This is a genomic window from Paraburkholderia fungorum (genome assembly GCF_902833645.1).
Lineage (GTDB): Bacteria > Pseudomonadota > Gammaproteobacteria > Burkholderiales > Burkholderiaceae > Paraburkholderia > Paraburkholderia fungorum.
In genome coordinates, this window is the sequence record NZ_CADFGE010000002.1 from 758,573 (window position 1) to 776,531 (window position 17,959).

The window sequence follows — 17,959 nt, forward strand, 5'->3', positions numbered from 1 at the left end:
CCTCCGCTTATCGGGCGTTGAGAACGTTGGTCACATCGCGAATATCGCCAACCTCTGTTTGCGCCTGCAAAAAAGCAATCAGCGCGTGCCCCGCGTCTTCCAGCGCCCCGGAGTTATCGATCGTCGTGCACCGGATTCCCGCCGGCAGCGAAAACGGCGCCCGGCGAGCGAGTCTCGACGCGACCTGTTCCGCCGATTCTCGCGCCCGCGCGCCGAGCCGCGCCTCGAGAATATGGGGCGCTGCGTTCACATGCACGACTTCCGCGTACGGATAGCGCGCCAGCGTATGCTGCAAATGCTGACGCGACCCGTTGACGACAACCGTGCAACCACGCGCAAGCCATGCATTGACTTCGATGCCGATGCCGTAGCGCAGCGAATGGCTCGACCATTCGAGCGCGAACAGACCGAGCACCGAGCGCGCCGCGAACTCTTCGACGCTCAACGCGACATGCGCTTCACCGTTGCCGCTAGGCCGCGTGATGTAGCGATGCGCAAATAGAATCGGCTCGCCCATCAGGCGGCTGCGCGCAAAATTCAGCAAGGAATCCTTGCCCGCGCCGGACGGTCCCATTACATAGATCAAACGACCTGCCATGGTTATCTCGCCTCACGGGTCTGGAACGGCACACGCTGCCACAAAACGAACGGCTCGCCGGGCGCGGGTTCGACAAAGAGCGCTGCGTGATCGATTGCGAGCGGCCCGAGCGCGGCTGTCCGCGCCTGCCACCATGCGACCAGCGCCGCGCGCTCAGCTGCATCGGCGAGCGAACCGGATAGCGTCATATGAAAACGGAATTCGTCGAAGACGTACGGATAGCCCCATTCGATCAGCAATGCACGCTGCCGTTCGCTCAGCGGCGCGGCGAGACGGCGAGCGAGCGCGCTGGCGGACGGCCTCGCGCGCAGTGCGTCGAGCGTTTGCAGCGCGCTCGACGCAAGCCGGCGCATATTCGCTTCGCCGTCCGGATCGGTGGGACGTAGCGCGACGAAATCGCCAAGCGTCGCGGCTTCGACAGGCAGAGCAAATCGGCTTTGAGCGCCGGCCCATTCGCGCGCTGCGTCGAGCAGATTCTGCTGGGTCACGCCTTCTGCAAGATGAAACGGCGCAACCAGCGTACCGTGCCAGCCATAACGACGCGGCGCTTCGGTGAGATCGGCCAGCGGACGCGCCAACCCTTCCGGTTGCGGCGAGATGCATGGTTCGCCGCTTTCCGCGTCGCGCGCGAGCCACGCCGATCCCGCCTGACACCACGCCGACTCGCGCGAAGGTGCGTAATACACGGCGAAACGCGCCTCGGTGCCCCACACCGCGCCGCTCACAGGTCGTGCTCCACCAGCAACTGCACACGGTCCGCCGCAAAATGCGTAAAGCCATATTTGACCGGCGTGCCTTCCAGATCGACGTCGACGTTCTCGACCCACAACACCGGCTGCTGCCGGTTGATATTCAAACGCCGCGCCACTTCCGGCTCAGGCAACACACTGCCGATACGGCTCCACTTGCGCAGATAGTCGGTCACGCCGAATTCCGCCATCGACTTCGTCACGCCGCCGGTGCGTTCCAGCACCTCCGGCAAATCCGGAAAACGCGCGGCCGGGTACCAGTTGCGCGCGAAGGTGAGCGGCACACCATCCGATTCGTGCAACGACTCGATCCGGTAGACCGATGCGCCCGCCCGCAGGCTCAGCGCCTTCGCGACGTTCGGCTCGGCCTTCACGCGCGCGGCCGACAACATCGTGCCCGCCGCCGCATGATTCTGTTGCCGCAAGTTTTCTGTAAACCGCGTACGCCGGCCAATCGTATAGTCGATCGCGCCGGGCTGCACGAACGTGCCGCGGCCCTGCTCGACGCTGACGAGGCCCAATGCCGCGAGGCCGAGCATGGCGCGGCGCACGGTGTGCCGGTTCACGTCGAAGCGTTTGGCCAGTTCGCCCTCGCTCGGCAAACGGCCTTCTTCGCCAAAGCCGCTTGCGGCGATTTCGGCCGCCAGAATCTGCTCGATCTGCCGCCAGACGGCAACGCCCGCGCCGCGTTCGAGCAGTGTGCCCGGCGTCGCGTTGTCGTTCGATGTCATGGTGCTGTCATTCCCTTGAGTTCAAATATTCGTCATGCCATGCATTGTAGTGCGCAAGCCGTGATGGAAATATGAATCGCAGCGTATGCGCTACAGGGCTGTGCAAGCATACGCTTAAACGTCTAGACGTTTAGACGAATAGATGCTCAAATGTCCACTCGCTGGATCAACAGGAAATTCGATGAGTGCCACTCTCGCCTCGCCTTCCTCCGCCATGCGGCGCGCATGGATGGCGGTACTGGCCCGCACGCCCCGCGCCGATCTCGAAGCCGCACTGAATCGCGCGCTGCAAGGCGTCCCGCCCCCCGCTTATGACTGGCTGCGGCCACCCGAAATCGGCCTCGCGATGGTGCGCGGCCGCGTCGGCGGCAGCGGCGACCCGTTCAATCTCGGCGAAGCCACCGTCACGCGCGCCACATTGCGCTTGCGCGCCACGGGTGAGGCAGCCGCGGCGGTGGGCGTTGCCTGCCATCTGGGCCGCGACCGCCGCCGCGCCGAACTGGCTGCGTTAGCGGATGCGCTGCTGCAAATGCCCGAGCATCACGCAGCTTTGCATCGGCAATTGATCGAGCCGTTTGCCGCACAGCAGGCCGCCGAACGCGCAAAGCGCCGCGAAGATGTCGCGGCGACACGCGTCGAATTCTTCACCATGGTCAGAGGCGACTGATGGAAAACTCGCAGAACGCATTGCCGACTTCATTGGCCACACTGACGCCCGGCTTCGCCGATCCGGTTCACGATACCCAGGCGGTATTCCGCATCCTGCTCGACGCGCTGTCGCGTCCCGGCACGGTGGGCGTCGTCGAAAAGGGTTTGCCGGAAGTGCGGGAGACGCCGGCCGCGCTCGCCGCATTCGCCGCGCTGCTGACGCTGTGCGACTACGCCACGCCTGTATGGCTTGCACAAACCGACGCGGCGCTGGCGTCGGCATTGCGGTTTCACACCGGCGCGCCAATCGTCGACGAACCCGGGCTAGCCGCTTTTGCCTATGTTCACGACGCAAGCGCAATGCCGGCGCTGGAAAGTTTTCCTCTCGGCGCAGCGGAATCGCCTGAGCAGTCGGTGACCCTGCTGATCCGCGTCGATGCGCTGACGGGCGGCGCGCCGGTCGAGCTGAGCGGCCCCGGCATCGAGCACACCGCAACGATCGCACCGGCCGGTTTGCCGGCGCATTTCTGGCGTGAACGCGCCGCCCTCGCGCCGCTCTTTCCGTGCGGCATCGATTGTTATCTCGTCTGCGGCAGCACGCTGATCGGCCTGCCGCGCACAACTGAAGCGAAGGTGAACTAATGTACGTTGCCGTCAAGGGGGGAGAACGCGCGATCGAAGCGTCGTGGCGTCTGCTCGACGAGGCGCGTCGCGGCGACACGCGGCTGGCCGAACTCAGCGTCGCACAGATTCGCGAGCAATTGCGTCTTGCCGTCGCGCGGGTGATGACCGAAGGCTCGGTCTACGACGAAGAACTCGCCGCGCTCGCGATCAAACAGGCCGCGGGCGACCTGGTCGAGGCGATCTTTCTGCTGCGGGCGTATCGCACCACGTTGCCGCGTTTCGGCTACACGCAAGCGATCGACACCGAAGCCATGCAGGTGGCGCGCCGCATTTCGGCAACCTTCAAGGACGTGCCCGGCGGTCAGGTGCTCGGCGCGACTTACGATTACACGCAACGTCTGCTGGATTTCGCGTTGCTCGCCGAAGGCGATGCCGGAACCGATGCAACGCGCGCTTCCCCACAGACCACTCCGTGCGCGGCCGAAGCCATGCCGCGCGTGGTCACGCTGCTCGACAAGGAAGGCCTGATCGAGCAGGAACGCCCCACGCCGGACGCGCCCGAACCCGGCGATCTGTCGCGCGAACCGCTCGCCTTTCCCGCAAACCGCTCCACGCGCCTGCAGAATCTCGCACGCGGCGACGAAGGTTTCCTGCTCGCCATGGGCTACGCCACGCAACGCGGCTACGCGCACTCGCATCCGTTTGCCGGTGAGATCCGCTTCGGCACGATCGCTGTCGAAATGGAACTCGACGAGTTGGGTGAGACGGTCGAGATCGGCGATATCGAGGTCACCGAATGCCAGATGATCAACCAGTTCGCCGGCAGCGGCGCGGTGCCGCCCACCTTCACGCAAGGTTATGGCCTTGCGTTCGGACACTCGGAACGCAAAGCGATGGCAATGGCATTGGTGGATCGCGCGTTGCGCGCCGAAGAACTCGGTGAGACGCTCGCCTCGCCAACGCAGGACATCGAGTTCATGCTTTCGCACAGCGATAACGTCGAAGCATCCGGCTTCGTTCAGCATCTGAAATTGCCTCACTACGTCGACTTCCAGTCCGAACTCGAACTCGTCCGGCGTCTGCGCGAAAAACATCGCGCAGAGGATAAAAGTCAGGATAACGATCAAGGCAAGGATCAGCAGGAGCAAGCCGCATGAACGCGCCAGATACCTCCCTCACCACCGCTTCGTACGACAGCGCCGCGGACGGCTACAACTTCGCCTACCTCGACGAGCAGACCAAGCGCATGCTGCGCCGCGCGTTGCTCAAGGCGGTTGCCGTGCCGGGCTACCAGGTGCCGTTCGGCTCGCGGGAAATGCCCTTGCCGTACGGCTGGGGCACGGGCGGCATTCAGGTCACCGCGGCGATCATCGGCAAGAACGATACGCTGAAGGTTATCGATCAGGGCTCCGACGAAACCACCAACGCCGTGAACATCCGCCGCTTCTTCGCACGCACCACGGGCGTGGCGACCACGCGACGCACAACCGAAGCGACGATCGTCCAGACCCGTCACCGGATTCCCGAAGCACCGCTCACCGACCGGCAGATTCTGGTCTATCAGGTGCCGATGCCCGAACCGTTATATCGGCTGGAGCCGCGCGTCGCCGAATGCAAGAAGCTGCATGCGTTGGCCGATTACGGCTTGATCAGCGTGAAGCTGTACGAGGATATCGTGCATCACGGCAGCATTGCCACCACGTATGACTACCCGGTGATGGTCAACCACCGCTATCTGAGCTCACCCTCGCCGATTCCGAAATTCGACAACCCGAAGATGCATATGAACCCCGCGCTGCAATTGTTCGGCGCCGGCCGCGAGCGGCGCATCTACGCCATCCCGCCGTACACCGCCGTGCGCAGTCTCGACTTCGACGATCATCCGTTCGAAGTGCAGAAGTGGCAGCATGCGTGCGCGCTGTGCGGATCGACGGAGAGCTTCCTCGACGAAATGATCGTCGACGACGCCGGCAAGCGCATGTTCGTTTGCTCGGATAGCGACTACTGCCATGAACGCCGCGGCGATCAGGACCTCGAGTTGCCCTCGTACGAAGCGCGCAAAGGAGAAACCGCATGACGCCGCTGTTGAGCGCCCGCTCGCTCACCAAACAATTTGGCGGCCGTAACGGCTGCAGGAATGTCAGCTTCGATCTGTATCCGGGCGAAGTGTTATGCATCGTCGGCGAATCCGGCTCGGGCAAGACCACCCTGCTCAATACGCTCGCGCTGAAAACCGAAGCCGATAGCGGCTCGCTTCACTACACGGCCACGCATGGCGAGAAGCTCGATCTGCGCGGCTTGTCCGAACCGCGCCGGCGTCTGCTGATGCGCACCGAGTGGGGCTTCGTGCAGCAGAATCCGCGCGACGGCCTGCGCAGCGGCGTCTCCGCCGGCGCGAATATCGGCGAGCCGTTGATGGCCGTCGGTGCGCGCCACTATGGCGATATCCGTCACACGGCAACGCGCTGGATGGAGCGCGTCGAACTCGACGCCACCCGTATCGACGAATTGCCGGCGGCGTTTTCCGGCGGCATGCAGCAGCGCTTGCAGATCGCGCGCAATCTCGTCACCGGGCCGCGTCTCGTCTTCATGGACGAGCCGACCGCCGGCCTCGACGTTTCGGTCCAGGCGCGCCTGCTCGATCTGCTGCGTACGCTGACCTCCACGCTGCATCTGTCGGTGCTGATCGTGACGCACGATATCGGCGTGGCGCGCCTGCTTGCGCATCGCCTGATGGTGATGCAAGGCGGTGAGGTGGTCGAGGCGGGTCTAACGGACCAGGTGCTCGACGATCCGCAGCATCCGTACACGCAAACGCTGGTTTCCTCGGTCCTGCCGGTTTGAGGCTCACAATGCAATCCATTGAAACAAGCAAGCAATCGCAAGCCGCCGAACGCGCGTTCAGCGAGAACAACGCGCTGATGCTGCGCGCGGTCGGTATCGGCAAGACCTTCACGCTGCATGGCCAGGGCGGCGTGCAGATCGAAGCGCTCGCAGGGGTGTCGCTCGAGGTCGAGCGCGGCGAGTGTGTCGTGCTGGTCGGGCCGTCAGGCGCGGGCAAGAGTACGCTGCTGCGCTGCCTGTACGGCAATTATCTGGCCAGTACGGGCTCCATTGCGATTCGCGACGCAGCGGCGGATCACGGGCAGCCGGCCTCGATTACCGGCGCCGAGCCGCACGACGTGCTGCGGCTGCGCCGCGGCGTAGTGGGTTACGTCAGCCAGTTTCTGCGCGTGATTCCGCGCGTGCCGACGCTCACGCTGGTCGCTGAACCGCTGCTGTCGCGCGGGGTGGCGCAAGCTGAAGCCGACGAGCGCGCCGCGACCCTACTGGCGAGGTTGAACGTACCCAGGCGCTTATGGACGCTCGCACCCGCGACCTTCTCCGGCGGCGAACAGCAGCGCGTGAACATTGCCCGAGGCCTGATCGCCGGCCATCCGGTGTTGCTGCTCGACGAGCCCACAGCCTCGCTCGACGCGGAGAACCGCGACGTGGTCGCCGATCTGATCGTCGAGGCACGCGAGCGCGGCGCGGCGATTGTCGGCATCTTTCATGACGAAGATACCCGCAACAAGGTCGCTACGCGCCGTCTCGAGCTCCAGCCGCCGCTACGGCACTAATTGACACGAAGCGGCACTACACTTAGCCGCCAGGCTGAACCAAACAAGCTGAACCACTGAGCTGAACACTGAGTCGAAGCACTGCGGTGCAATACTCAAGACTGACTACGGAGCAAGTCGATGTTGATCAGGAACGCTCGCATCGTGACGCGAGACGAAGTATTTACCGGTGTGATACGCATCGAAGACGGCGTGATTCGCGACGTCGAGCGCGGCACGACCTCGGCGCGCGAAGCGGAAGACTGGGACGGCGATTATCTGTTGCCGGGCCTGATCGAACTGCATACGGACAATCTGGAAAAACATCTGGCGCCGCGCCCGGGCGTGCAATGGAATACCGACGCCGCCTTCGTGATCCACGACGCGCAAGTGGCGGCAGCCGGCATCACCACGGTGTTCGACGCCCTCGCGATCGGTTCGCGCTCCAACGTCGGGCTGCGCGGCCGCGATCTGCAAACCCAATGCGCCGAGTCCCTCACGCGCTTCTCGGAGCGCAAGCTGCTGCGCGCCGAGCACTTTCTGCATCTGCGCTGCGAGATCGCCACCGCCGACGTGGTCGAGGTGTTCGATTCGCTGTGCGGGCATCCGTTGCTGCGCCTCGCCTCGGTGATGGATCACACGCCGGGCCAGCGTCAATGGCATGACCGCGAGCAATGGCGCCGCTTTCAGGAACGTAATGGCAAGCTGACCGACGAACACGTGGCGACCGCGCTGGCCGAACTGACCATCGAACAGGAACGTTATGCCGATACGCACCGGCGCGAGATCGTCGCGCGCTGCAACCGGCTCGGCATTCCGGTGGCCAGCCATGACGACACGCTGATCGAACACGTTGAGCAGGCCAAAGCCGAAGGTATCGTGCTGGCGGAATTTCCGACCACCCGTATCGCAGCCGAGACAGCACGCGAGCACGGCATTTCGACCATCATGGGGGCGCCGAATATCGTGCGTGGCGGCTCGCATTCCGGCAACGTGTCAGCGCTCGAACTGGCGAAGGCCGACCTGCTCGATATTCTGTCCTCGGATTACGTGCCTTCCAGCCTGATGACAGCCGTGTTCGAACTCGTCAGCAAGGCCGGCTGGACACTGCCGCGCGCCATGGCGACGGTCTCTGCCGAACCGGCCCGCACAGCGGGCTTGCATGACCGCGGGGCGATCGAAGCGGGTTTACGTGCGGACTTCGTGCGGGTCACGATGCTCGACGCCCTGCCGGTGCCGCGCGCAACCTATCGCGCCGGAGCACGGATCGTTTGACGAGCGGGTTCAGGCCTCGCTGGATACGGGCAGCAGCGGTTCGACCGCTGCCCAGCGCGTCCAGCGGGGCGTGCGGTCAGGGGCTTCGACGCGCAGGGTGCGTGAGCCGTCGTCGAAAACGAGGGATTCGATATGGAAGGCGCTACCCTCTTCAACACCGGCTTCGCGCACGTGACCGGATTGGTAGGTGAAACTGAGATTGCCCTCACGCAACAGCTCGAGGTAGGTATCGAAGTCAGTTGTGGATGAACGTGTGGCCCAACGATTCAGGAGGGTGGCGGCGATTTCGGCGTCGTACATTCTGGACCTCTCTGGGCATAAGCCGTATCCCGACTATAGCTGAAAATTCTGTATTGTGCTGCAGCGCACCATTGCCCGTCCACTATGGATTCACCTAACCCGCTTCCATGACAGATCTCGCTCCAAACAGGCATTCTCCGCGCATGTCTTGCGTCATCTGCGCCTACAACGAAGCGCCCCGCATCGGCGCGGTGCTCGCCATAGCCTGGGCTCACCCGTTGCTCGGCCAGATCATCGTGGTGGACGACGGTTCGACCGACGGCACCGCTGAAATAGTCGAACGCTTTCCGTCCGTGAGGCTGATTCGAGGCGGGGAAAACCGCGGTAAAAGCGCTGCGATGGCAAGCGGAATCGCCGCGGCGACAGGCGAGTGGCTCATGCTGCTCGACGCCGATCTGAAAGGCCTAACGGCCGAGTGCATCAGCGCGCTCGCCCTTCCCGTTTTACAAGGCAAGGCGCAAGTCAGTCTGAGCCTGCGCCAGAACAGCCTGCTGGCATTTCGCGCGATCGGCCTCGATTTTGTTTCCGGCGAGCGGGTCGTCAGAAAAACGCTGCTGAGCGAAGTCCTGCGGGAGGTTCACGGCATGCCACGTTTCGGGGTCGAAGTGTTCATGAACCGCCGCATCATCGAACGCCGCCTGCCGATCGCGGTCACGCATTGGCCGCGGGTCACACAGGCCCGTAAAACCGAGAAGCTCGGCTATTGGAAAGGCCTCCGCGCGGAGTGGCGCATGATCGCGGACCTCTTCAAGGCTGTGTATCCGCTCGCGCTGATTTCGCAGACCTTCCAGTTACTCTGCCTGCGTATCGACGATCATCCGCGGGCGAGTTTTGCAGCACGGATGAAAAAAGTGCCCGACTAGTCCGCACTGAAACGCTGACCTTCCCAGCGCCGGATGGCGACCTCTCATTCCGTTGCCGCCGGCAATGCGCTGCGCCCTCTCGTCGCGAGCGCTGCGAAACTCGCCGCGCCGAGCATCAACGGACAGTAGAGCGTCGCGAAGCGCCACAGTACCAATGCCGTGGCGATGCTCGCTCGCGGCACCCAGTTGGCGAACGCGGCGGCAAGCGCAATATCGCCGGTGCCGCCGCCTGCGGGCACGCCGGTCCACAGCGCGGCATGGAGGGCAACCGCCTGCACGGCCAGAACAAAACCCAAGGGCAGACGGTAGCCAAGCTCGCGCAAAATAAACCACAGCGCACCATAGCGAAGCAGCCACTGCTGGGTAGTCAACACCAGTAGCGCGGCAAGCCGCCACTTGGGGCCGCCCACCAGCTCCCGCCATTGCCGGCCAACGCTGCGGCAAAAGCGCGACACCCTCGCCCGGCGCTCGTGCAGCCACCGGACCCGCCGGCCCGTGGCATCCAACGTTGTCGCCACGCGCTGACGGTACAGCCAGCAGACGCCCGCGAGACACGCACCGCCTGCGAGAATCCCCAGCACGAGCGGCGCGCTCGCATGCGGCATCAATTGCATCAGTGGTCCGAACGCGAACAGCAAGGAGACCGGCACCGCGGTTGCGAAGAACGCGAGATCGAGCGCCTGATCCGCGCTGACCACCGTCGTCGCCAGCGACCACGACGCCCCGGCGCGCTGCAGCAAGCCGATATTGACGCCATAGCCTGCCGCGCCCAACGGCGAAACCAGAAACGCGAAATCGGCCAGCAAGGTGATGCCGACCGTGCGCAGGAAACTCACGCGCAATCCGAGCGCGGTTTGTATCAGTTGCAGTTTGCCGGCCTTGGCGAGGCCGCTTAGCGCAGCGCTCGCGGCAAGCGCGAGAAACACATAGAGAGGAACGCCGCCCAGCCCCGCGAAGGCCGCATGCGAATTGAGAGCGAATGGCGCGCCGACGGCGAGGCCGATACCGGCCAGCGCCACCAGCACTGCTGCTTTACGCGTATGAGATCTGATCAACGAGGGCCCCGGCAAGTGCGGCAAGGCCCGGTTTTCCGCGCGCGAAGCAAGGCGAGCGCTGCTTCGCGTGTGAAATCGAGGCCGTCCGAGGCCTCATGATAACCACTCGACGCTGCGGTTTCGTGACTAACGACTCGCTAACGACTAGCTAACGGCCAACAATCAGCGGCTCGCTATGAGCGGCTGACGGGCAGGCGGCAATTGCCCCCAGTCGACCAGCACTCGCTGGATGCTGCGGGCGTACGCATCGCGCTGCTTCGGCGTTTCCGGGTGATACGCGCCGATGGCGCGCCAGGTATTGCCGTACTTGACCATCTACGCCGCGACAAAAATTGGGGGCGGCGCAGCGCCGGCAAAATTACTTGAGCAGCGCCTGCTCGATCTGCCGTTGCACGGCGTCGAGATAAGCATGTGAAGCGTCGGACACGACGAGCCGCACAACCGGCGTCGGCGGCGCCCTATGGTCCTGGGCCGGCATCGGCGCAAGCGGCCTCTTTCGATGCGGCGCGGGTTCGCCTCGCAATGACCCTCGCGGCTCGTCGGCGCTCCGCATTACCGGCAACCGAGCAGCGCCTCAGGCCGTCGGCTCTGCCTCACGGCCTTCCGTTGCCCCTTCGCGCGCCTGTTCCAGCTTGCGTGCATCGAGCACGTCCTGATAGCGCAGATACCCGCACCGTCCACCGGATTTGGCCGCATACATCGCCGCGTCGGCGTTGAGCAGCAACTCCTCGACCGTGGCGCTGTCGTCCGGAAACTGACTAATGCCGATGCTCGCGCCCACCGTCATCCTTTGTCCGTCGATCACCAATTCCTCATTCAACGCGTCCATGATCCGCGAGGCGATCCCCGGTGCGGCCTCGGCGGAACGCGGCCCCTCGACCAACACGATGAACTCGTCACCGCCCAGACGCGCGGCCACATCCGCCGAGCACAGCACCTGCTTCAGCCGGCGAGCCACCGCAGCCAATACCTTGTCCCCAATCGAATGGCCGAACTGGTCGTTGATCTGCTTGAAGCGGTCGAGGTCGACAAACAAGACTGCGATCCCTTCCTCACGCCGCGTGGCCTCTTCGATAGCGGTCTCGAGTTTCTGCATGAACAACATGCGGTTCGGCAGGCCGGTCAAGCCATCGTGCGTGGCGAGATGCACGAGCTCGCGTTGCTTGGCATGCAACGCGTCCATTTGCGACTTGATTTCCCGGCGTAGACGATCGAAGCAGCGCGCCAGTATGCCGATCTCGTCGGTCCGTTTGAGCGGCAGTGTTTCCATTGCGTGCTCGGCGAACAGATGCGTTGCGGCGTGCGCGAGAATGTGCAGAGGCTTGGTCAGGGCACGCGCAAACAGAATTGCCAGGAACAGCGCCAACACGCTGAAGATCAACACCATGCGAATGATTCTATTACCCAGTTGGGTCGCGCCGGACAGTACGTTATCAAGCGGCTTGCCGAGACCGATCACGATAAAGCGGTTGCCCTCGGAGTCGCCGAACGGCCTGCGCACGAAAGCCAGCACCTGACCGGTCGCCTGCCGCGGCCGCACCAGACCGTTCAGCAGAACTTCGCTTTCTGTCTGATCGAAGAGCGGCTTGGTGGCGGAGAAGCTATCCTGCATCAGCACGCGGCGCCCCCGATCGAAGCCGAACGTTTTCGATACATCCGGATGAACCAGGAAGTCGCCCCATTCGTTGGCAAGATAGACCTGGTAATCACTCGGCAAATCGCTCTGCAAACGGTTGAGCAGGCGGCCCAGATCGATATCGATAATGACCACGCCCACCACCGCTCCACTCGCGTCCGCCACCGGCGTGCCGAGCCGCAGTGTGGGCTTGCCCTCGGCGGCATGCGTACCGTACTCGTGATTCACCAGGATCGGCGAGGTGTAAATGCGCCCAGGCGAGAACGCCAGCGTATCGAACACGTAGGCGAACTGGCCTTTCTCCTGCAAGCTGTCGCCCTCGACCCGCACGAGGCCGTCCCCATCGCGGTCGAAGCGGATCAGTTCGAGTCCGTAGTGCTTGCGGGTAATCAACCGGATTTGCAGATACTCGGGATGGTGAACCATGAAGCTGGCATACACCTTCGCCAACTGCTCGCGCGGCGCATTCGCACCCATGCCGTTGTCCGTGCGCACGACTTCCGCGGAAAACGGCAGGCTCGCGAGGACCAGCGCGTCCGCGCCGACGTCGTCGATCGCCATGGAAAAGCGCTGGCCCAGCAGCTCGGTGGATGTCAGCAGGCTCTGTTCGGCTTCGTTCACCAGCATCGTACGATTGGCACGATACGTGTAATAACCGGTTGCGCCGGATGCGAGCACGCCAATGCACGCGAGCAGAATCGATAACTTGAACGTCAAGCCGGGACGTATCATCAAAAGCGCTCCGACCTGTCACCGGACACGATTCGGGTCCATAGTTCTTCGCGCCGCTGAATATCTTCCACGGGACCGATCCAGACGATGTGCGCCTGGTCGTTGCCTTCGGCTGGCGCCGTCAACGTGTTGGCGAGCCCCTGACGTTGCGTGAGCAATGCACTGACGTCCGGTTCGATCATATAGTTGATCCAGGCAAGCGCGAGCTCGCGATCCCTGGCCGAACGCGTCATCGCCCAGCAGTCGAGCCAGGCGAGCGCCCCTTCGTCGGGGATCACGTAGCCCACGTCGGCACCGGCGCGGCGCAACGATTCAACCTGCTGGGTGCCATAGTTACCGAACATCAAGGCAACTTTATGCTGGACGAAGTACGCGGTCGCTTCTTCCGGCACCGTGTAATAGGTCAGCAGGTTGCGGCGCAGATCGACGAGCTTGCGGGCAATCACGCGCATCTGCGTGGCATCGAGCTGGAACGGATGGGGATATCCGAGCGCCAGCGCGGTGAACGAGAAATTATGCTGCGCGCTATTGAAGTCCAGCACCTTGCCGCGGTAACGCGGGTTCCACAATTCCCGCATCGAGCGCGGCGCAACGGCGAACTGCTTGCGGTCATAGATCAGCCCCATCGACGAATACGTGAATGGAATCGCGTACACCTGGCCCGCTGAGGTCAGCCCTTCAATCGATGAGCGCGCCTGAAACCGCGCCAACTGTTTCTTCGTATTGGGCAGACTGGTCAGATCGAGCGGCGCCAGCAGATTCGCGCGGGTATAGCGCTCGATTTCGGCGGTGTTGGCCGCGAGCACGTCGAACGGCGGCGTATCCTGGGCATGCATCTGCGCCCACAGCGCCTCGTCGGAATCCACCCACGTGACTTCAACCTTCGCGTTGTAGCGTGTTTCGAAAGTCTTGACGACGTCGGCGTCGGCATAACCTGGCCATGCCAGCACACGCAAAACGTTGCCGGCCGCCGCGACGGGCGCTGACGACAAAAGGCTAGCGCAAATAGCGGCATTTATCAGCAGCGTCAAAAAACCGGAAAAGCCGCGGCTGCCCAACGAATTCAGGCGCGCCGCCGCGACTGCAAATCGACACCGCAGCGATGGTTTGAAACAGCGCATTTCATCTGCCATCGAAATCGTTAGCATATACAACACCGCTTAGCAGAATGTCATTAAGACGAACGCAAACAGGCACACGGCCTTTAACCTTATACGTCGTACCCGCTGACTTTGTTCAGACAGAAATCGATACATTCGCACGCTGCGAAGGCTGCTGTGCAAAGCGTTGATAATAGCGCCAAGTAATGCATTTTTGGTCCCAGCCGAGACCCAATCGATAAAAACAATCGGCCGGGCTTCATTTGACAAATTTAACAAACACGCCCAACTGTATTTAACGGTACTTCAGGGGAAATCTTTAACTCATCGACAGTCAATTGAAACAATCGCGAGCGCTGTAATAATCCGCAATAATCATTGGAAAATAAACGCCATTCAATACCGGTTTTGTCGGCACCACGCATCCTGCGAACTATCCGCCGAGTTTCTCCATCGACCATCCCCGACCGCGATTGACCAACTTGTTTACGACATCGTTACAAGACCGTAGCAACGCATCGAATCAATGCAATTCGCATGGCGACACTGTTGAACCCTCACCACATTCAAGCCTTAAAAGCTATTGCCATGCGCCATCCGGTGTTTCACTAGCTACCCAATCTTTTTGAACTGATAAGCTTGGCGCGCGCTGCTGGCCGCCCCGGCCGGCAGCTTCAACCCAAGCCTGACCATAAGTCGCGTCAGGCATCCCGCAGCGGCACAACCGCATACGGGAGTATTTGAACTACCACCGAGGAGTTAAACAGTGAAAAAACTGCTAGCGGCTTTGACGGTTGCTCTGCTTGCAACCGTCTCGATTGGCGCACACGCTAAAGATTGGTCGACTATCCGTTTCGGCGTTGACGCCAGCTACCCCCCGTTCGAGTCCAAGGGCTCGGACGGCAAGCTCGTTGGCTTCGACATCGACCTCGGCAATGAAATCTGCGCGCGCCTGAAGGCCAAATGCGTGTGGGTCGAAAACGACTTTGACGGCATGATTCCGGCCCTGAAGGCGAAGAAATTCGACGGCGTGCTGTCGTCGATGTCCATGACGCCGCAACGCGCTGAACAGATCGCTTTCTCGTCGAAGCTGTTCAATACGCCGACGCGCCTCGTCACGAAGAAGGGTTCGGGCATCCTGCCGACCGCCGATTCGCTGAAGGGCAAGGCGGTTGGCGTCGAGCAAGGCACGATCCAGGAAACCTACGCGAAAACGTACTGGGAACCGAAGGGCGTGAAGGTCGTGCCGTATCAGAACCAGGACCAGGTCTACGCAGACTTGCTGTCGGGCCGTCTCGACGCATCGCTGCAGGACGCGGTTGAAGCTGAAATCGGCTTCCTGAAGACGCCGCGCGGCGCGGGCTACGAGTTCGCGGGCAAGGATCTGGTCGACGAGAAAATCCTCGGCAACGGCGCGGGTATCGGCATGCGCAAGGAAGACACCGATCTGAAGGCGAAGGTCGACAAGGCAATCGCCGACATCATCAAGGACGGTACGTACAAGAAGCTCGAGAAGAAGTACTTCGACTTCGACGTGTACGGCAGCTAAGCCGGCCATGCGCGCCTGAAGGCGCGCTTGTTCAGGCTTGCAAGGAACGGGCTCCGCAGCATACGGAGCCCGTTTTGTTTGGCGGCGCGCTTTGCACTCCGATTGCCGCGGCCGCCGTGCGAATCGCGCACGGCGCCGCGGAAAACCACGCGCCGCGTCATATCGGCTAAGATCGTGCGACGGCGGCGCCACCAACCGGGCTGCTCATGACCGGCCAAGAAGCACCCCGTTTCCTCCTGTAATCAACGACATAGCGCGGCACGCTCGCCATGCCCGCGGATTTGAAAACCATGCAAACCCAAACCCATCCGCTGATTGCCCCGACGCTCGGCACCGCCCGTAATCTGACGAGTTTTCACTATGGTCCCGGCGGCGGGCAGAAGATTTACATCCAGTCGTCGCTGCATGCCGACGAGTTGCCTGGCATGCTGGTCTCGTGGGCGCTGCGCCGCAAGCTCGCCGCGCTGGAAGCCGCCGGCAAGGTGCGCGGCGAGGTCGTGATCGTGCCGGTGGCCAATCCGATCGGTCTGAACCAGCATTTTCTCGGCCATCTGACGGGCCGCTTCGAGACCAACACCGCGCAGAACTTCAACCGCAACTTCTACGAGCTGTCGGCGCTGATCCAGCCTGGCATCGAAGCGCGCCTGAGCGGCGACATCGACGCCAATCGCACCGCAATCCGCGCGGCGATGCGCGAAGCGCTCGACGCGCAAGCGCCCGCAACCGAACTCGAATCGCAACGGCTGGCGCTGCAAAAGCTTTCGTATGACGCCGACGTCGTGCTCGATCTGCACTGCGACTGGGAAGCCGCGATGCACGTATACACGAATCCCGACCTGTGGCCGGAAGTCGAGCCGCTCGCCCGCTACCTGGACGCCAAGGCGTCGCTGCTGGCGCTGAATTCGGTGGGCAATCCGTTCGACGAAATCCACAGCTTCTGCTGGTCGGATCTGCGCGGCCGTTACGGCGACCGTTTCCCGATTCCGAACGGCTCGGTCTCGGTCACGATCGAACTGCGCGGCCAGCGCGAGGTGTCGTACGAGTACGCCGAGCAGGACGCTCAGGCGATCATCGAGTACCTGACCTCGCGCGGCGTGATCGACGGCACGCCGGCGCCGCTGCCGGCGCTCGAATTCGCCGCGACGCCGTTGGCCGGCGCCGAGCCGATCGTCGCGCCGATGAGCGGCGTGCTGGTTTACCGCTGTGAAGTCGGCACCTGGGTCGATGTCGGCCACGAGATCGCCGATATCGTCGATCCGTTGACCGATCGCGTCGTCACGCTAAAGAGCAGCGTGGCCGGCGTGCTTTACGCACGGCATCTGACGCGCTTCGCGACGGCCGGGCTGGAATTCGCGCGCATTGCCGGTGCGAAGGCGTTCCGCAGCGGATCGTTGTTGAGCAACTAGGCGCGCTTCCCGCCATGCAAATCGCCCGCTACTTCAGCGGGCGATTTGCGTTTACGCCTCTGTTGCGAAAGAACCGGTTACTCAGAAAGCGGGGATGATCGCGCCTTTGAATTGCGTGTCGATGTACTTGCGCACTTCATCCGATTCGTAGGCCGCGACCAGCTTTTTGACCCACGGCTTGTCGCGATCCTGCGCGCGTACGGCGATCAGATTCGCGTACGGCCCCTTGAGGTCTTCGATCGCGATCGCGTCTCTGGTCGGCTGCAAGCCGGCCTTCACCGCGTAATCCGTGTTGATCGACGCCGCGTCGAGGTCGTCGAGCGAGCGCGGCAATTGCGCGGCGTCGAGTTCGATCAGCTTGATCTTCTTCGGATTCTCCGCAACGTCGAGCGGCGTAGCATTGACGCCGTTGGTGCCGACGCCCGGCTTCAGTTTGATCACGCCGTACTTCTGCAACAGCAGCAGCGCGCGGTTGCCATTCGACGGGTCGTTCTGGATGCCGACCTTCGCGCCTTCCGGCAAGTCCTTCAGCGACTTGAGCTTCTTCGAATAGAAGCCCATCGGCGAAACGTAGGTCAGGCCGACGTTGACGATCTTGTAGCCTCGCTGCCTGATCTGGCTATCGAGAAACGGCTGGTGCTGGAAGCCGTTGGCGTCGAGGTCGCCTGCGTCGAGTGCCGCATTCGGCTGCACGTAGTCGTTGAATTCGATGACCTTCACGTTCAACCCCTCACGCGCCGCGACTCTCGTCACGACCGACCAGATCTGTGCGTCCGGGCCGCTCATCGTGCCGACCTTGAGTTGTTTGTCGTCGGCATGCGCAAACGTTGCCGTGAGCGAAACGGCGGCTATAGCGAGCAGATTCTGGATGATTTTGCGGCGTTGCATGCGTGTGTCCTCGAGCGATTCTGATTGATAGGCGCGGATCGTCGCATGCAGCCGAGACCGCCGAAAACCAATCGTTTTTCACACGCTTATATGCACGGTCAGGAAAAAGCTTATGAGTGCGAGTCCTTGTGCGATTCCAGGCAGCAAAGAAACAGGAGTGTCGCGCGGGCGCGACAGTTTCTAAAAAAACCGAAGCTGTCACATAC

General features: G+C 62.6%; 18 protein-coding genes and 1 pseudogene. 10 read left to right on the forward strand and 9 right to left on the reverse strand.

What is annotated here, in order from left to right; genetic code table 11:
• Window positions 1–7 precede the first annotated feature (7 nt).
• Genes phnN through phnF form a run of 3 tightly spaced genes read right to left on the reverse strand, consistent with a single transcriptional unit; the run spans window position 8 to window position 2,078 of the window.
• A complete protein-coding gene (gene phnN / locus HWX91_RS10090; RefSeq protein WP_042275889.1) occupies window positions 8–598 on the reverse strand; it encodes a phosphonate metabolism protein/1,5-bisphosphokinase (PRPP-forming) PhnN in 591 nt (196 codons plus the stop codon).
• A gap of 2 nt (window positions 599–600) precedes the next feature.
• Entirely contained in the window at window positions 601–1,323 is a 723-nt protein-coding gene (locus tag HWX91_RS10095; protein WP_028198269.1) for a DUF1045 domain-containing protein, read from the reverse strand.
• Window positions 1,320–2,078, reverse strand: a complete 759-nt coding sequence (phnF, locus tag HWX91_RS10100) for a phosphonate metabolism transcriptional regulator PhnF (protein ID WP_025496563.1) — start codon at window positions 2,076–2,078, stop codon at window positions 1,320–1,322. The genes HWX91_RS10095 and phnF overlap by 4 nt, the downstream gene beginning before the upstream one ends.
• Window positions 2,079–2,259: 181 nt before the next feature.
• On the opposite strand from phnF, the gene phnG reads away from it, so the two are divergent.
• The 7 genes from phnG to HWX91_RS10135 all read left to right on the forward strand — a co-directional run bounded on the left by phnG (window position 2,260) and on the right by HWX91_RS10135 (window position 8,224).
• Window positions 2,260–2,745, forward strand: a complete 486-nt coding sequence (gene phnG / locus HWX91_RS10105) for a phosphonate C-P lyase system protein PhnG (protein ID WP_028198270.1) — start codon at window positions 2,260–2,262, stop codon at window positions 2,743–2,745.
• Window positions 2,745–3,368 (forward strand): phosphonate C-P lyase system protein PhnH, encoded by a 624-nt coding sequence (phnH, locus tag HWX91_RS10110; RefSeq protein WP_028198271.1) that lies wholly within the window; start codon window positions 2,745–2,747, stop codon window positions 3,366–3,368. Before phnG ends, phnH begins: the two co-directional genes overlap by 1 nt.
• Entirely contained in the window at window positions 3,368–4,507 is a 1,140-nt protein-coding gene (locus HWX91_RS10115) for a carbon-phosphorus lyase complex subunit (RefSeq protein WP_028198272.1), read from the forward strand. Before phnH ends, HWX91_RS10115 begins: the two co-directional genes overlap by 1 nt.
• Window positions 4,504–5,427: an alpha-D-ribose 1-methylphosphonate 5-phosphate C-P-lyase PhnJ gene (locus tag HWX91_RS10120; RefSeq protein ID WP_025496559.1), complete on the forward strand. Its 924-nt coding sequence runs from the start codon at window positions 4,504–4,506 to the stop codon at window positions 5,425–5,427. Before HWX91_RS10115 ends, HWX91_RS10120 begins: the two co-directional genes overlap by 4 nt.
• Window positions 5,424–6,194 (forward strand): phosphonate C-P lyase system protein PhnK, encoded by a 771-nt coding sequence (phnK, locus tag HWX91_RS10125; protein WP_025496558.1) that lies wholly within the window; start codon window positions 5,424–5,426, stop codon window positions 6,192–6,194. The genes HWX91_RS10120 and phnK overlap by 4 nt, the downstream gene beginning before the upstream one ends.
• 8 nt (window positions 6,195–6,202) lie before the next feature.
• A complete protein-coding gene (phnL, locus tag HWX91_RS10130; RefSeq protein ID WP_028198273.1) occupies window positions 6,203–6,970 on the forward strand; it encodes a phosphonate C-P lyase system protein PhnL in 768 nt (255 codons plus the stop codon).
• Window positions 6,971–7,090: 120 nt separating this feature from the next.
• Window positions 7,091–8,224 carry an alpha-D-ribose 1-methylphosphonate 5-triphosphate diphosphatase gene (locus tag HWX91_RS10135; protein ID WP_028198274.1) on the forward strand — a complete coding sequence of 378 codons (1,134 nt, stop codon included), beginning with the start codon at window positions 7,091–7,093 and terminating at the stop codon, window positions 8,222–8,224.
• A gap of 9 nt (window positions 8,225–8,233) precedes the next feature.
• Here the strand turns inward: HWX91_RS10135 and HWX91_RS10140 are convergent, their stop codons facing one another.
• Complete coding sequence (locus HWX91_RS10140) at window positions 8,234–8,524, reverse strand: hypothetical protein (protein ID WP_035519556.1); 291 nt, start codon at window positions 8,522–8,524, stop codon at window positions 8,234–8,236.
• Window positions 8,525–8,667: 143 nt separating this feature from the next.
• Here HWX91_RS10140 and HWX91_RS10145 point away from each other — a divergent pair, with 143 nt between their 5' ends.
• A complete protein-coding gene (locus HWX91_RS10145; protein WP_052660793.1) occupies window positions 8,668–9,387 on the forward strand; it encodes a glycosyltransferase family 2 protein in 720 nt (239 codons plus the stop codon).
• 44 nt (window positions 9,388–9,431) lie between these two features.
• Here HWX91_RS10145 and HWX91_RS10150 read toward each other — a convergent pair whose 3' ends face one another.
• The 4 genes and pseudogenes from HWX91_RS10150 to HWX91_RS10165 all read right to left on the reverse strand — a co-directional run bounded on the left by HWX91_RS10150 (window position 9,432) and on the right by HWX91_RS10165 (window position 13,958).
• Window positions 9,432–10,442 carry a lysylphosphatidylglycerol synthase transmembrane domain-containing protein gene (locus HWX91_RS10150; protein WP_162181304.1) on the reverse strand — a complete coding sequence of 337 codons (1,011 nt, stop codon included), beginning with the start codon at window positions 10,440–10,442 and terminating at the stop codon, window positions 9,432–9,434.
• Between the two features lie 162 nt (window positions 10,443–10,604).
• Window positions 10,605–10,757, reverse strand: a pseudogene (locus tag HWX91_RS10155) (hypothetical protein); the annotation flags it as partial.
• Window positions 10,758–11,016: 259 nt separating this feature from the next.
• Entirely contained in the window at window positions 11,017–12,810 is a 1,794-nt protein-coding gene (locus HWX91_RS10160; RefSeq protein ID WP_028198276.1) for a diguanylate cyclase domain-containing protein, read from the reverse strand.
• Complete coding sequence (locus tag HWX91_RS10165) at window positions 12,810–13,958, reverse strand: ABC transporter substrate-binding protein (RefSeq protein ID WP_025495962.1); 1,149 nt, start codon at window positions 13,956–13,958, stop codon at window positions 12,810–12,812. The genes HWX91_RS10160 and HWX91_RS10165 overlap by 1 nt, the downstream gene beginning before the upstream one ends.
• A gap of 718 nt (window positions 13,959–14,676) precedes the next feature.
• Between HWX91_RS10165 and HWX91_RS10170 the strand changes: the two genes are divergently transcribed.
• Both HWX91_RS10170 and HWX91_RS10175 read left to right on the forward strand, forming a co-directional pair.
• Window positions 14,677–15,459, forward strand: a complete 783-nt coding sequence (locus HWX91_RS10170; RefSeq protein ID WP_028198277.1) for an ABC transporter substrate-binding protein — start codon at window positions 14,677–14,679, stop codon at window positions 15,457–15,459.
• 290 nt (window positions 15,460–15,749) lie between these two features.
• Window positions 15,750–16,865 carry a succinylglutamate desuccinylase/aspartoacylase family protein gene (locus HWX91_RS10175; RefSeq protein WP_028198279.1) on the forward strand — a complete coding sequence of 372 codons (1,116 nt, stop codon included), beginning with the start codon at window positions 15,750–15,752 and terminating at the stop codon, window positions 16,863–16,865.
• An 81-nt stretch (window positions 16,866–16,946) separates the two neighbouring features.
• On the opposite strand, the gene HWX91_RS10180 is transcribed toward HWX91_RS10175, so the two are convergent.
• Window positions 16,947–17,753 (reverse strand): MetQ/NlpA family ABC transporter substrate-binding protein, encoded by an 807-nt coding sequence (locus tag HWX91_RS10180; RefSeq protein WP_028198280.1) that lies wholly within the window; start codon window positions 17,751–17,753, stop codon window positions 16,947–16,949.
• Window positions 17,754–17,959: the final 206 nt, after the last annotated feature.